This is a genomic window from Bradyrhizobium sp. DOA1, from assembly GCF_001593325.1.
In the GTDB taxonomy this organism is placed as follows: domain Bacteria; phylum Pseudomonadota; class Alphaproteobacteria; order Rhizobiales; family Xanthobacteraceae; genus Bradyrhizobium.
Window position 1 is genome coordinate 2,066,983 of sequence record NZ_JXJM01000001.1, and the last position, 13,629, is coordinate 2,080,611.

Consider the following 13,629-nt stretch of genomic DNA (forward strand, 5'->3'; position numbering starts at 1 on the left):
CATTCCGGACTTCGTCTCCTTCCCGCACCGGATCGCGATCGAGCTGGTCAATCCGGGTGAGGGCGAAGCGATCGCCGCGGACCGGGCGGGGCGGCGGACTTGGCTGGAAGCGCGGGATTATCGCGTGCTCGACATCCGCGCGGCGGACGTGGAGCGCGATCTCGAGGCGGAGCTGGTGCGGCTGCAGGGGATGATGGGGGAGGGTGCGTAGGGTCGAGCCGGCCGGCGGCGCCTATTGCAACCAAGGGTGTGCAGGAGCGCGATCAGCTGCTGTGGCAGTCTCCGGGAATTGAGTTGGGGACGGCATGCTTGGAAATAACAGGCTGCGCCCTTGTTTGTGCGGCAGCTATCCGGTCTTGTGGCGTTGTTGCAAGGCGCAGTGACCAGCCGAGCCAGCTGAGCGAGGCTGCAAAGCAGCTCGACGCGACGAAATGGCCGGCGCCGATTATCAATCTGTTCATTGGCATGGTGACGCCGGAGCAAGTGCTCAGCGTTGCCGAGGGCCTCGACCGGGTGAAGAGCAAGGGGCAGGTCCGCGAGGCGAATTTCTATGTTGCAGAGCGCGCGCTGCAGAGCGGCTTCACGGACGAGGCGTTGAAGCGGTTCGAGCTGGCGGCAGCCGATTGCCCGAAAACCTTTATCGAGAACCAGCCGCTGATTTTGAGCTCGGCGCGCTGCGAGCAAACCGCTGATGGAACGGGCGCGCTAGTCGGCCCGTGCGGGAAGACCTGCCGTTCCAGGCACGTGAGCAAACAGAAGAGTGGCGGAGACTTGATCGAGATCAACCGAAAGCTTTGGAATACCTATAGCTGCGGACCAGACAGCCCGACCTCTCTCTCAGCCCGAAGGACATTGCCATAGAGACTGCCGATCCATTGTCTTCCGCTCGAGGTTACATTCAAATAGCGGAGGGCAATCTGGATTTGCGGTGCAACCTTGGTCCAGTAGAATTGGGGATATTTGTACACCACGTCCGCGGGCGTGGCATATCCGAGCGATTTGTTGAGTCCTATCTCCTCGAACTCGTAGAACAGCGCATTTGATTTCTTCATGTAGTTCGGATCGCCGAGCTGACCGATCAGGTCGGCGGCGCGAAGCAACAAACCTTCCTCTTCGTCAAGATCATCTTTGAGTTCGTTCGGAGATGCGTCTGCATAAGGAAAACGAGTGTATTCGATGGCCTGGGCAACGCGAGCGGCATCAATGTCGTCGACTGGGTCAAGCCGCTCCACGGCGAATAATTTTGAGCGGTCGACATGATAGGGCGCAAGCGCTGCATCGGAGGAGCCGATCGGCAACTCAACCGTTCGGCCGGTACCATCAACAACAAAGGTTCCGTCCTGGTCTCCGTGAATTATTCCCCTCACGTAGCCGATATCGTGAAGCAGGCACGCCAGGATAAAGTGAGCATAGTCGCTGGCCGTCGTTGGCCTCAGAAGAGAGCGCCCGATCAGGATGTCGTGCCCGACCAGCGTGACCAACAAGGTGTGCTCGACGTTGTGGTAGAGTGCATCGCTGTTACCGATACACTCCAGAGCCAGTTTTGCTGCGTAGGGGAGCAATTCCGGCAAGCTGGCGTGAGACGAGCCGAAGCGACCGCTGGTCTCCGAGATCAGGAACGCACCGAGCGCCTGGGACGTCAGTTCTGGAATCGTTATCATGAGCAAACTCTCACTTTCGTCGCCCAACCTTCAGGAGTCCTCCTGCAGGATCGGGAAGGAGAGGACCCCTCTAGAAGGGTGAAGCCAAAGGGTGGGTGATGCTTGACCTAGATCAACGGCAGCGAGGCAGGGCCACGCGCGCCCGGTGGCAATTTCCGCTGAGGGTTCAGAAGCGGCCGTCAACCGGGGGCGACGCGAAGGTCGGCCAAGGCCCCACAAGCCGACATCAGGGTTGCGCAAATGGAGAATGGTTCGCCGGAGTCTTTCGCGCGCGGGGACGCCGGTGAAGCGCTGGCCTGGTTTACTGGCACGTTTCGTGCCTCCCAAAGCGGCAGGCCCGACACAGTGCCTGATCAAGGGAGACCCGACATGAAACGCGAAGACCTCACCGAGAAGCTGCTCGACATCAAGCGCGAGAAGGGCTGGAGCTGGAAGCACATCTGCGAGAGGATCGGCGGCTATTCCGAGGTGCTGATCGTCGGCGCGATCATGGGGCAGATGAAGCTGACCAAGCCGCAGGCCGCCAATGCCGGCGAGCTGTTCGGGCTGTCGAAGACGGAAGTCGCGATGCTGAACGAGGTGCCGATGCGCGGCACCGGCACGGCGATGCCGCCGACCGATCCCCTGATCTACCGCTTCTACGAGATGGTGATGGTGAACGGTCCCGCCTGGAAGGCGTTGATCGAGGAGGAGTTCGGCGACGGCATCATGTCGGCGATCGACTTCGACATGGGCATCGAGCGCGTCGCCAACCCGAAGGGCGACCGCGTCAAGATCACCATGAGCGGCAAGTTCCTGCCGTACAAATATTACGGCGCCAGCGGCAACGTGCCGGAATACGGCTTTAAGGAGGAGTGACCGCGGCGAAGGCGGCGCGCAGCTCGCCGACCGGTGCCATCTCGCTGACGTAGGTGAAGGACCCTTTCTCCTTCATCTCGCGCGCGCAGTTCAGGAACGCGGCGAGCGCGTAGCGAGACATTGCGCCGCCGACGCTGATGCGCTTGACGCCGGCGGCGGACAATTGCGATGCCGTCAGCGTCGGGTCGGCAAAGCCCATCACGTGGTTGAAGGGCTTACTGATCGAGGACACGACGGTCCGGATCGTCGCGAGATCGTACAGGCCCGGCGCATAGAGGACGTCGGCGCCGGCAGCCTCGAAGGCCTGCAGGCGGCGGATCGTGTCGTCGATATCCTTGCGGCCGTGCAGGAAGTTCTCGGCCCGCGCCGTCAGCGTGAACGGAATTGGCAGCGCGCGCGCCGCTTCCACCGCGGCCTGGACGCGCTCGACGGCATGGGAAAAGTCGTAGATGGGGCGGTCGCGGTCGCCGCTGAAATCCTCGATCGAGGCGCCGACCGCGCCAGTCTCTGCTGCACGCCGAATGGCTTCGGCGGCGCGCTTCGGCTCGTGTGCGCCGCAATTCTCGAGGTCGACGCTAACGGGAAGGTCGGTGGCATCCACGATCGTACGCGCATTGGCAAGGATGAGGTCGAGACCGACGTCGCTCTTACCGAGCATGTTGGCAACCCCGAGGCTCGTGGTCGCCAAGGCCTCGAAGCCCATCGCCGCGAGCAGCTTTGCCGTGCCGGCATCCCATGGATTGGGAATGATGAAGGCACCGGGGCGTTCGTGCAGCGCGCGAAACGCTCTCGCCTTAACCAACTGGCTTGTCATCCTCGTCTCCATTGTCTGTCCCAACGAGCTGTAGGCGCACTTCCGTCATCCGCCAAATTTGTTATTCTTTCGCATATCATCAGCTTTTTGCATGAGGTCGCGATGGACAGTGACGCCCTCAACACCTTCCTGGCGGTTCATCGCAGGGGTGGGATTTCGAACGCCGCGAAATTCCTGCATCGTTCGCAGCCGGCGATCTCGCGCCGTATCGCGCTTCTGGAGCAGGAGCTCGGCGTTCCCCTGTTCGAGCGGGTGGCGGGCCGCACCCGGCTCAGCGATGCCGGGCGCGTGCTGATCCCCTATGCCGAGCGTGCGGTGGCGGCGGCGCAGGATGCCGAACAGGCGATCCGCGCGTTGACCAAGCAGAATGCCGGGCCGGTTTCGCTGGCCGTGACCGGCACGCTCGCCGACGGCCGCCTCTCGACCATCATGAAGCGGTTCGCCAAGGAGCATCCCGTTGTCACGCTGAGCTTGCGGACGGCGACCAGCGCGGAGGTCAGCGATCTCATCCGCCGCGGCGAGGCCACGATTGGCCTCCGCTACAACGCCGACCCCTCCGGCGATCTCGCCTGCGAGCAGGTCCTGCGCGAGCCGTTGCAAGTGGTCTGTGCGCCCGACCATCCTCGCGCCGGACAGCGCGTGAAGCGCCTTGCCGAGCTAGTTCGCGAGCGCTGGATCGCATTCCCGGAGAATCGCGGCCGTCGCGAGATTGCCGCGGCTCACGTGTTCGCGTTGTTTCTGACGCGGGGACTTGGCGAGGTGGAGTGGACCGCGGTGGACAGCCTCACCGCGCAGAAGCGGCTGGTGGAAGCAGGCTTCGGCCTTGCCCTGTTGGCAAAAAGTCATTTGGCCGAGGAGCTGCGTGCGGGCTCGATCGCGACGATCGCCGTGGGCGATCTTGATGCGCACCAGGACATCGTCCTCGTCACGCGCAGTGGCGGCTTTCTGAGCGCTGCCGCCGAGCGCCTGCTCGAAAGCATTCGCCGCAACTATGCCGGGCCGGATGTCTCGACCACGCGGAAAGGCAGAAAGAGAACGCCGACGCGCAAGGGTGTTGCGCGCCGGCGCTTGGTTTGACTCGCTTATTTCCCCGCCTTCACCTCGGCGGCTGCCACCGCGATGAGTTCGCTCATCTTGGCGCGAATCGCCTGCTCGGTGATGGCGACGTTCTTGGCGGCGAAATCGCCCGTGATCTTGCGCAGGACGTCGGCATCCCCGGCCTCCTCGAAATCGGCCGCGACCACCTCCTTGGCATAGGCCGTGGCGGCATCGCCCGTGATTCCGAGCTTCTCCGCCGCCCACAGACCGAGCAGCCGGTTGCGACGGGCCTCTGCCTTGAATTTCTGCTCCTCGTCGAGGGCGTACTTCTTCTCGAAGCCTTCCTGGCGCTTGTCGAACTCGCTCATGCCTGTTCCAAATCCCTTCTAAATGGAGCCGGCGGCTTACGTTGCGGCGACCCGGCTCCGTGCCTACATAGATAGCACAAAAAGGCAAAACAACGGGCCGTTAAGCCGCAGGCAGGACGGTATAAGTTGGCGCCGGACGGCCGGATCGATTGTGCTGGGACAGCCAATCGGATAGGTTGCCTGAAGGTTTGGTTCCTGTTCTGTTTCCAGGGGTTACAGACGGGTTCCCAGCCGTTCACGGCAGCTCCGCTGTGGGTCGTAATCCTAGTCAACCGGAGCACACCAAATTCATGGATTTCAACAAAACACGGTACATCCCCATGAGCCGTCGGCGTCGCATTTATGAAGGCAAGGCAAAGGTTCTCTACGAAGGCCCGGAGCCCGGCACCCTGATCCAGCACTTCAAGGATGACGCGACCGCGTTCAATGCGAAAAAGCATCAGGTGATCGAGGGCAAGGGTGTCCTCAACAACCGGATCTCGGAGTACCTGTTTCAGCACCTCAACGACATCGGGGTGCCGACCCATTTCATCCGCCGCCTCAACATGCGCGAGCAGTTGATTCGCGAGGTCGAGATCGTGCCGCTGGAGGTGGTGGTGCGTAACGTCGCCGCCGGCTCGCTGTCGCAGCGTCTCGGCATCGAAGAGGGCACGCAGCTGCCCCGTTCGATCATCGAATTCTACTACAAGAACGACCAGCTCAACGACCCCATGGTGTCGGAAGAGCACATCACCGCCTTCGGCTGGGCGACGCCGCAGGAGATCGACGACATCATGGCGCTGGCCATTCGCGTCAACGACTTCCTCACGGGCCTCTTCCTCGGCATCGGCATCCGCCTCGTCGACTTCAAGATGGAATGCGGCCGCCTGTTCGAGAACGAGATGATGCGGATCATCGTCGCCGACGAGATCTCCCCTGACTCCTGCCGTCTGTGGGACATCAAGTCGAACGAGAAGCTCGACAAGGACCGTTTCCGCAGGGATCTCGGCGGCCTGCTCGAGGCCTATACCGAAGTCGCAAAGCGCCTCGGCATCCTCATGGAGAACGAGCGTCCGCAGGGCTCCGGCCCGGTGCTGGTGAAGAGCTGAGAGAGGATCTTTGACGTGAAGGCACGTGTCACCGTGACCCTGAAGACGGGTATCCTCGATCCGCAAGGCAAGGCCATCGAAGGCGCGCTGAAATCGCTCGGCGTCGATGGCATCGCCAGCGTCCGCCAGGGCAAGGTGTTCGACATCGAGCTTGCCGGTGCCGACAAGGCCAAGGCCGAGGCCGCGCTGAAGGACGCCGCTGACAAGCTGCTGGCGAATACCGTGATCGAGAACTATCGGGTCGAGATCGTCTGAGGCTGCCTCGTAGACCCTCATGGCGAGGCGCGCGAAGCGCGTCTCGAGCCACGCGGGCCCGCCGCTTACACCTCGGCCTTCATCCTTCGAGACGCGCGCAAAGAGAGGGTTCCCCAGGCTGAGGGGCGAGACCCGGACGCAGCTGCAATTCGCTCACAGCCACCCCACGCTGCGGAAACGCCAGTATAGCGAGCCGCATGCCGTCAGCATCACGCCGAGCAGCATGAAGTAGCCGTACTCCCATTCCAGCTCCGGCATGTGCTTGAAGTTCATGCCGTAGATGCCGGCGAGCGCGGTGGGAATGGCGATGATCGCGAGCCAGGACGCGAGCTTCTTCGACACCGCGGTCTCCTGGGCCTGGCCGACCAGCAGGCTCGCCTCGAAGGCGAAGGCCAGAACCTCGCGCATGGAATCGATGCGCTCCTGGATGTTGCGGACGTGGTCGGTGACGTCGCGGAACAGCGGCTGCATGGCCTGCCGCACCATCGACAGTTCGTCATGCTCGAGCCGGCGGCAGACCTCCACCAATGGGCCGATCGCGGTCCTGAGCCGCAACAGGTCGCGGCGCAGCATGTAAAGGCGCTCGATTTGCGCTTTGCTGATCGCCTTGGACAGCACGTCATCCTCGATGCCCTCGATCTCCTCGTGAATGCTCTCGAGCACTGGCGAGTAATTGTCGACGATGAAATCGAGAATGGCGTAGAGAATGTAATCCTCGCCGCGGGCGAGCGCCCGCGGGCAGCTTTCGCAGCGTTCGCGCACGGGCGCGTAGGACGTCGAGGCGCCGTGGCGCACCGAGACCAGATAGCCGTCACCGACGAAAATGTGCGTCTCGCCGAAGGCGATCCGGCCCTCGATCAATTGCGCGGTGCGCGCCACGATGAACAGCGCCTCGCCATATTGCTCGATCTTGGGACGCTGATGGGCGTGGTTGGCGTCTTCGATCGCGAGATCGTGCAGGTCGAACTGCTTCTGCACCGCGCCGAGCAGCGCCATGTCGGGCTCGTGCAGGCCGATCCAGACCACATGGCCGGGCTTGGCCCGCCAGCTCGAAGCTTCGCTGATGGCGATGTTGGCGACGCGGCGGCCGTCGACATAGGCACCGGCAGCGACGACGCCTTCGGCAGACACCGGTTCGGAGGGGGAGATGGGCAGCGACGGGACGTTCATGGCTTCAATCCCGGGCAAGATCGTCAGGCAAAAGCGCCGAGGCTATGGCCTGTGTACAAGGCCGCCTGGCAAGGCTAGCACTGGTAAAATTCCCGTCAAATGGCTATGTCTCCTGACGAATTGGCCTTGGGGCCAGCCCGATTCCCGTCACCGCCGGAACTTAAGCCATGAAAGCCGCCATCCTCGTCTTTCCCGGAATCAACCGTGAGCGCGACATGGCGCGTGCCTTGCGGCTGGTCTCGGGCCATGACCCCGCGATGGTGTGGCACGCCGAGACCTCACTGCCGGCGGGGACTGATCTCGTGGTCGTGCCGGGCGGCTTCTCCTACGGCGATTATCTGCGCTGCGGCGCGATCGCGGCGCGCGCACCGGTGATGGATGCGGTGCGCGACTACGCTGCCAAGGGCGGGCTCGTGCTCGGCGTTTGCAACGGCTTTCAGATCCTCTGCGAGTCCGGCCTGTTGCCGGGCATCCTGATGCGCAATGCGCGGCTGAAATTCATCTGCAAGGACGTGCATCTGCGCGTGGAGCGTTCCGACACGCCGTTCACCCGCGGCTACAATGCCGGCCAGGTGATCCGTGTGCCCGTGGCTCATGGCGAAGGTAACTACGCGGCCGACGTGGAGACGATCAAGCGGCTCGAAGGCGAGGGCCGGGTGCTCTATCGCTATTGCGCGGCTGACGGTAGCTTCGACGACCTCAGCAACATCAATGGCGCCGCGCAGTCGATCGCGGGCATCGTCAACGACAAGGGCAACGTGCTCGGCATGATGCCGCATCCGGAAAACCACGTCGAAGACATCATGGGCTGCACCGACGGCCGCGGCCTGTTCGCCGGCCTCGTCCAGCATCTGGAAAAGGCCGCGTGATCGCTTACGCGCTGAAGCGGTCGCTCGCCGCGCTCGCGGCGCTGTCGTTCGCGTCCGCTGCGCTGGCGCAGGATTATCCCAAGCGTCCGATCACCATGATCGTGCCGTTCGCGGCCGGCGGCACCTCGGACGTGATCGCGCGCACGGTCGCCGAGCAGATGGGCATCGCGCTCGGCCAGACCATCGTGATCGAGAACGTCGCCGGCGCCGGCGGTTCGACCGCACTCGCGCGCGCCGCCCGCGCCGAGCCCGACGGTTACACCATCGCCATCGGCAATGCCGGCACCAATGCTGCGACCTACACGATCTATCCAAAGCTGCCGTTCACGCCGGACTCCTTCGTTCCGATTGCGATGGTGGCGAAGACCTTCGGCATCATCGCGCTCCGCAAGGATTTTCCGGCGAAGGACCTGAAGGAGTTCATCGCCTACGCCAAGGCCAATCCCGGCAAGATCAATCTCGGCCATGCCGGCGTCGGCTCGTCGAACTATCTGATCTGCAAGAGCTTCGTCACATCAGCTGGGATCGACGCGACGCTAGTCGGCTATCGCGGCGCCGCGCCCGCGCTGACGGACGCGGTCGGCAGCCAGATCGACGGCGTCTGCGACGCGGCCGCCTCCGTTTCACAATCGATCAACGAGAAGCTGGTGAAGGGCCTCGTGGTCGGCTCGACCGTGCGCCTCGCCACGCTGCCGGACCTGCCGACGTCCGCCGAAGCTGGCCTGCCCGAATTCGAGGCGCAGGGCTGGAACGGCCTGTTCGCGCCCAAGGGCACGGCGCCGGCCGTCATCGCCAAGCTCAACGCCGTCGCGCGTACGGCGGTGGAAACGGAGGCGGTGAAGAAGCGCTTTGCCGATCTGTCGACCGTTGCCCCCGATCCAGACGAGCACGCGCCCGAGGTGCTCGAGAAGCTCGTGACGCGCGACGTCGAGAAGTATCGGAAGATGCTCGCGGACGACGGCAAGCAATAGCTTCGCCGTCAATCGCCGACAGCGTGACTAATGAGCCGGAATGAAGCGGAGCGTGCCTGCCCGACGCGTCGGCTTGCCGGTATCGTTGGTGTGATTGACGCCATCCATGACCGGCGCCTCTGCGAAATCGAACGGGCTTATCCCATCAAGGCAGGCCACGTTGACGGCATAGAGGGTCGTGTCGGATCGTCGTTGATGATGCGTGTATATTCCGCAGTAAGAACAGAAGAAGTGCTGCGCCGATCCGGTATGGAAGCGGTAGGTTGTCAACGCGTCTTCGCCCTGCAGCAACTTGATCCCGCCCATTTCCGCCATGACGACGACGGCGCCCCGCATACGGCAGTAAGAGCACGTGCAGCGGCGAATCGAATTGAAGCCGTCGCTCAGCGTCGCCTCGAAACGCACCGCACCGCAATGACATTGGCCGGTTCGTACGATCGTGTCGCGCACCATGTTGATTGACTCTTCTGTTCAGATTGCTTGCACGGCTTGCTGCAGTCCTAGCGCAGCTTGAACTTCTCCGCCGGCACCGTCATCGCCGCAACACCCGCCATCACCAGCAGCAGCCCCAGCGCGAGGTTCGACGGCACGCTCTCGCCGAGCAGCAGCACGGAGAGGCCGACGCCGATCGGGATGCGCAAATAGCCTTGCGCGTTCGTGGTCAACGTGCCGAGCCGGCCGAGGCAGACGTAGAACAGCATCAGGCCAAGCGCGCTGGAGACGATGCCCATGACGATGGTGGCGATAATCGCCGTCGGCGTCGGATGCAGCGTCCAGGGCTGGTCGATGATCAGCGCGGGCGGCAGCAGCACGAGGCCGCCGAACAGCAGTGAGCCGGCCGCCACCACCATCGCGTCGTATTCGGAGAGGCGGAGGCCGAAGATCGTTGCGCAAGCGAAGGAGATGGTGGCGAGCAGGATCGCGATCTCGGCAATGATCTCGCTGCCGAAGCCGCGTAGCGCGTCGAGCCCGACGATAGCGACGGTGCCGGCGAGTCCCAAAATCGCGCCGGCGAGCTTGAGCAGCGTCGCCGGCTCGTGCCGCGTGATCAGCGAGGTGATCAGGAAGGCGAAGATCGGCGTCGTCGACGCCAGCACCACCGTGTTCGACGCCGGCACATATTGCTGCGACCAGGTGATGATCAGGAACGGGAAGGTCGAGTTGATCAATTGCTGGGTCGCGAACAGCTTCCACGCTTTGGCGTCGGTCGGAACCTTGATGCCTCGGATCCAGAGGATCGCGAACAGGAAGGCGGCCGCGATCAGCGAGCGTGCCGAGATGAACGTGACGGGTGGGATCGTGGGAAGCGCCAGCTTGGTCAGCGGATACGTCGAGCTCCAGCAGCAGGCGAGCGCGAGCAGCAGCGCATAATCGCGCCAGCTTCGTGCACCGGTGGTGGCCATGGAAGGCAATGACGTTGAGACGGAGGCGGCTGAGCGCCCCTTCGGCGATGTGCTCTGCGGCACCTTGTTCCTGCTCCCCGGCGCGATAGCGCTCGCCGGGAAGTCTGGGCGAGGGCGTTAGAAAAGGGAAGGTGCCGAGCTATGCGTTTGGCTGAGGTGCCGGCTTCCGCTTCACCCGCTTGATCGTGCCGGAGAAGGTGAACAGCGGCCGCCCGGCTGAGGTCAATTTCCCACGGAGAAAGATCAGCGAGCCACCCGCGCGAGATACCTCGCCCGTACATTCAACCAACTCGCCCTCGCGTGCCGCGTCAAGGAAATCGCAGGCAAAATTGGTGGTCACGGCCGGGCCGTCCAGCTCATGGGTGGCGATCGCGAACAGGCAGTAGTCGGCAAAGGCCATGAAGCAGCCGCCATGGACGTTGCCGGAGCCGTTGAGGTGCTTCTTCTCGACCCGGAAGGCGCTGCGGACGCTGCCGTCCGCCTCGATCTTGTGCCAGAAGGGGCCGACATGGGACTCGAAACTGTCGCGAATCCAGGTGCGCCAGCCCGTAAACTCGCCCTCGGTGGCGACGTGCAGGTCGGGACGGCGGATGGAGGGGACTTTGGTCAATTCATGCAAGGAAATAAGCCTTCAATTGCGGGTCTGGAGCCCTTAAATCCGATCCGTCAGCGCTGTGCAATTCCTGTTCCCGCGGGGCCCCCGGCGCAAAACGTGGGACAGCGGGAAAATGCGCCATAAAGGGCTTTTCGTGAGCCTCCGATGTTCCTAAGAACGGCCAAACCGCCGCCGAAAGCCCCTGAAGCCATGAAGAACGAACCCAAGATCACCCCCGAGTTGGTTGCCGCCCACGGGCTCAAGCCCGACGAATATGAGCGCATCCTGAAGCTGATCGGGCGGGAGCCGACCTTCACCGAGCTCGGCATCTTCTCGGCGATGTGGAACGAGCACTGCTCGTACAAATCCTCGCGGATCCATCTGCGCGGCCTGCCGACCAAGGCGCCATGGGTGATCCAAGGCCCCGGCGAGAACGCCGGCGTGATCGACATCGGCGACGGCCAAGCCGTGGTGTTCAAGATGGAGAGCCACAACCACCCGAGCTATATCGAGCCCTATCAGGGCGCGACCACCGGCGTCGGCGGCATCTTGCGCGACGTGTTCACGATGGGCGCGCGGCCGATTGCCTGCCTCAATGCGCTCAGCTTCGGTGCGCCAGAGCATGCCAAGACGCGGCATCTCGTCTCCGGCGTCGTCGCCGGCGTCGGCGGCTACGGCAATTCCTTCGGTGTGCCGACGGTGGGCGGTCAGGTGCGTTTCCACACGCGTTACGATGGCAACATCCTCGTCAACGCGATGGCCGTCGGCCTCGCCGATGCCGACAAGATCTTCTACGCGGCCGCCTCCGGCGTGAACATGCCGATCGTCTATCTCGGCTCCAAAACGGGCCGCGACGGCATTCACGGCGCCTCGATGGCCTCTGCCGAGTTCGACGACAAGTCCGAGGAGAAGCGCCCGACCGTTCAGGTCGGTGATCCCTTCGCCGAAAAGCTGCTGCTGGAAGCCTGCCTCGAGATCATGGAGAAGGGCTGCGTCATCGCGATCCAGGACATGGGCGCGGCGGGCCTGACCTGCTCGGCGGTCGAGATGGGCGCCAAGGGCGACCTCGGCGTCGACCTGGATCTCGACGCGGTGCCGACCCGCGAGACCGGCATGAGCGCCTACGAGATGATGCTCTCGGAGAGCCAGGAGCGCATGCTGATGGTGCTCAAGCCCGAGAAGGAAAAGGAAGCCGAGGCGATCTTCAAGAAGTGGGGTCTCGACTTCGCGGTCGTCGGCTACACCACGCCGAGCAAGCGTTTCGTTGTCAAGCACGGCGGCGACGTCATGGCCGACCTGCCGATCAAGGAGCTCGGCGACGAGGCGCCGGTCTATGACCGTCCGCATGTACCGTCCGCCGCGCTGCCGATCGTGCATGCGCGCGACGTGCCGGCGCCGATGGCGCTCGGGCCTGCGCTGGAGAAGCTGATCGGCACGCCCGACATGTGCAGCAAGCGCTGGGTCTGGGAGCAGTACGACCACGTCATCCTCGGCAACACCATGCAGCGCCCCGGCGGCGATGCCGCCGTGGTGCGCGTGCAGGACGGGCCGAAGGGGCTGGCGCTTACCGTCGACGTCACGCCCCGCTATTGCGAGGCCGATCCTTATCAAGGCGGTATGCAGGCGGTGGCGGAAGCCTGGCGCAACATCACAGCGGTCGGCGGCAAGCCGCTCGCGATCACCGACAACCTCAATTTCGGCAACCCTGAAAGGCCCGAGATCATGGGCCAGTTCGTCGGCTGCCTGAAGGGCATCTCGGAAGCCTGCCGCACGCTGGATTTCCCGGTCGTCTCCGGCAACGTCTCGCTCTACAACGAGACCAACGGTCGCGCGATCCTGCCGACGCCCTCGATCGGAGGGGTCGGCCTGCTCGACGATTTCACCAAGTCGGCTTCGCTGGCGTTCAAGGCCGAGGGCGAGGCGATCCTCCTGATCGGCGAGACCCATGGCTGGCTCGGCCAGTCGGTGTACCTCCGCGACATCTGCGGTCGCGAGGAGGGCGCGCCGCCGCCGGTCGATCTCGCCGCCGAGAAGCGCAACGGCGATTGCGTGCGCGGCATGATCCATGCGGGCACCGCGACCGCCGTGCATGACCTCTCCGACGGCGGTCTGTTGATCGCGCTTGCCGAGATGGCGATGGCGAGCGGCATCGGCGCAAAGCTGCTGGCGGCGCCGACCGCGCTCGTGCCGCAGGCCTATTGGTTCGGCGAGGATCAGGCGCGCTATCTCGTCACCGTGCCGGAAACCGAAGCCGGCCGCGTGCTCGCCAAGATGCGCGGCTGCGAGGTGCCCTGTGTGCGCATCGGCACCACCGGCGGCGATGCGATTACCATCGCCGGCGAAGCGCCGATCGCGATCGATACGCTGCGGGCTTCGTTCGAGCGCTGGCTGCCGGAATATATGGGCGGGAAGGCGGCCTGAGCCCACACCGCGTATTCCGTCATTGCGAGCGAAGCGAAGCGATCCAGAAATCTCTCCGCGGAGGGATCCTGGATTGCTTCGTCGCAAGGGCCTCCTCGCAATGACGGGCGGAGAGACC

At 63.8% G+C, this 13,629-nt stretch carries 16 protein-coding genes; 9 read left to right on the forward strand and 7 right to left on the reverse strand.

Features of this window, described 5'->3' with window-relative positions:
• Both SE91_RS09650 and SE91_RS09655 read left to right on the forward strand, forming a co-directional pair.
• The coding region (locus tag SE91_RS09650; RefSeq protein ID WP_245318408.1) for a putative endonuclease domain-containing protein at nucleotides 1-211 on the forward strand (211 nt) is incomplete at its 5' end.
• A 98-nt stretch (nucleotides 212-309) separates the two neighbouring features.
• Complete coding sequence (locus tag SE91_RS09655) at nucleotides 310-861, forward strand: tetratricopeptide repeat protein (RefSeq protein ID WP_156489547.1); 552 nt, start codon at nucleotides 310-312, stop codon at nucleotides 859-861.
• On the opposite strand, the gene SE91_RS09660 is transcribed toward SE91_RS09655, so the two are convergent.
• Nucleotides 804-1,661, reverse strand: coding sequence for an HD domain-containing protein (locus tag SE91_RS09660; RefSeq protein ID WP_060736520.1), 858 nt, complete (start codon nucleotides 1,659-1,661; stop codon nucleotides 804-806). The two genes, SE91_RS09655 and SE91_RS09660, sit on opposite strands and share 58 nt — an antisense overlap.
• Before the next feature lie 369 nt (nucleotides 1,662-2,030).
• On the opposite strand from SE91_RS09660, the gene cynS reads away from it, so the two are divergent.
• Nucleotides 2,031-2,519, forward strand: a complete 489-nt coding sequence (gene cynS, locus SE91_RS09665) for a cyanase (RefSeq protein ID WP_061847422.1) — start codon at nucleotides 2,031-2,033, stop codon at nucleotides 2,517-2,519.
• Here cynS and SE91_RS09670 read toward each other — a convergent pair.
• A complete protein-coding gene (locus SE91_RS09670; RefSeq protein WP_061847424.1) occupies nucleotides 2,506-3,333 on the reverse strand; it encodes an isocitrate lyase/PEP mutase family protein in 828 nt (275 codons plus the stop codon). The genes cynS and SE91_RS09670 overlap by 14 nt on opposite strands.
• On the opposite strand from SE91_RS09670, the gene SE91_RS09675 reads away from it, so the two are divergent.
• Nucleotides 3,289-4,410, forward strand: coding sequence for a LysR family transcriptional regulator (locus tag SE91_RS09675; protein ID WP_245318410.1), 1,122 nt, complete (start codon nucleotides 3,289-3,291; stop codon nucleotides 4,408-4,410). The genes SE91_RS09670 and SE91_RS09675 overlap by 45 nt on opposite strands.
• 5 nt (nucleotides 4,411-4,415) lie before the next feature.
• On the opposite strand, the gene SE91_RS09680 is transcribed toward SE91_RS09675, so the two are convergent.
• The gene (locus SE91_RS09680; protein WP_008564165.1) at nucleotides 4,416-4,739 is read right to left on the reverse strand and encodes a DUF1476 domain-containing protein; all 324 of its coding nucleotides are present in this window, start codon (nucleotides 4,737-4,739) and stop codon (nucleotides 4,416-4,418) included.
• 320 nt (nucleotides 4,740-5,059) lie between these two features.
• Between SE91_RS09680 and purC the strand changes: the two genes are divergently transcribed.
• Complete coding sequence (gene purC, locus SE91_RS09685; protein WP_173015815.1) at nucleotides 5,060-5,827, forward strand: phosphoribosylaminoimidazolesuccinocarboxamide synthase; 768 nt, start codon at nucleotides 5,060-5,062, stop codon at nucleotides 5,825-5,827.
• A 15-nt stretch (nucleotides 5,828-5,842) separates the two neighbouring features.
• Nucleotides 5,843-6,082: a phosphoribosylformylglycinamidine synthase subunit PurS gene (purS, locus tag SE91_RS09690; protein WP_061847426.1), complete on the forward strand. Its 240-nt coding sequence runs from the start codon at nucleotides 5,843-5,845 to the stop codon at nucleotides 6,080-6,082.
• A 153-nt stretch (nucleotides 6,083-6,235) separates the two neighbouring features.
• Here purS and SE91_RS09695 read toward each other — a convergent pair whose 3' ends face one another.
• Nucleotides 6,236-7,252: a magnesium and cobalt transport protein CorA gene (locus SE91_RS09695; RefSeq protein ID WP_061847429.1), complete on the reverse strand. Its 1,017-nt coding sequence runs from the start codon at nucleotides 7,250-7,252 to the stop codon at nucleotides 6,236-6,238.
• A 167-nt stretch (nucleotides 7,253-7,419) separates the two neighbouring features.
• Between SE91_RS09695 and purQ the strand changes: the two genes are divergently transcribed.
• Nucleotides 7,420-8,121, forward strand: coding sequence for a phosphoribosylformylglycinamidine synthase subunit PurQ (gene purQ / locus SE91_RS09700; RefSeq protein ID WP_061847431.1), 702 nt, complete (start codon nucleotides 7,420-7,422; stop codon nucleotides 8,119-8,121).
• Nucleotides 8,118-9,092 carry a tripartite tricarboxylate transporter substrate binding protein BugD gene (locus SE91_RS09705; protein WP_061847433.1) on the forward strand — a complete coding sequence of 325 codons (975 nt, stop codon included), beginning with the start codon at nucleotides 8,118-8,120 and terminating at the stop codon, nucleotides 9,090-9,092. The genes purQ and SE91_RS09705 overlap by 4 nt, the downstream gene beginning before the upstream one ends.
• A gap of 27 nt (nucleotides 9,093-9,119) precedes the next feature.
• Here SE91_RS09705 and SE91_RS09710 read toward each other — a convergent pair whose 3' ends face one another.
• From SE91_RS09710 to SE91_RS09720, 3 genes are all read right to left on the reverse strand, one after another.
• A complete protein-coding gene (locus SE91_RS09710) occupies nucleotides 9,120-9,545 on the reverse strand; it encodes a GFA family protein (RefSeq protein WP_061847435.1) in 426 nt (141 codons plus the stop codon).
• A 47-nt stretch (nucleotides 9,546-9,592) separates the two neighbouring features.
• Complete coding sequence (locus tag SE91_RS09715; protein WP_061847437.1) at nucleotides 9,593-10,558, reverse strand: DMT family transporter; 966 nt, start codon at nucleotides 10,556-10,558, stop codon at nucleotides 9,593-9,595.
• Nucleotides 10,559-10,634: 76 nt separating this feature from the next.
• On the reverse strand, nucleotides 10,635-11,114 hold the full coding sequence (locus tag SE91_RS09720; RefSeq protein ID WP_061847439.1) for a PaaI family thioesterase: 480 nt from the start codon (nucleotides 11,112-11,114) through the stop codon (nucleotides 10,635-10,637).
• Between the two features lie 186 nt (nucleotides 11,115-11,300).
• Between SE91_RS09720 and purL the strand changes: the two genes are divergently transcribed.
• Nucleotides 11,301-13,511, forward strand: a complete 2,211-nt coding sequence (gene purL / locus SE91_RS09725; protein WP_061847441.1) for a phosphoribosylformylglycinamidine synthase subunit PurL — start codon at nucleotides 11,301-11,303, stop codon at nucleotides 13,509-13,511.
• Nucleotides 13,512-13,629 lie beyond the last annotated feature (118 nt).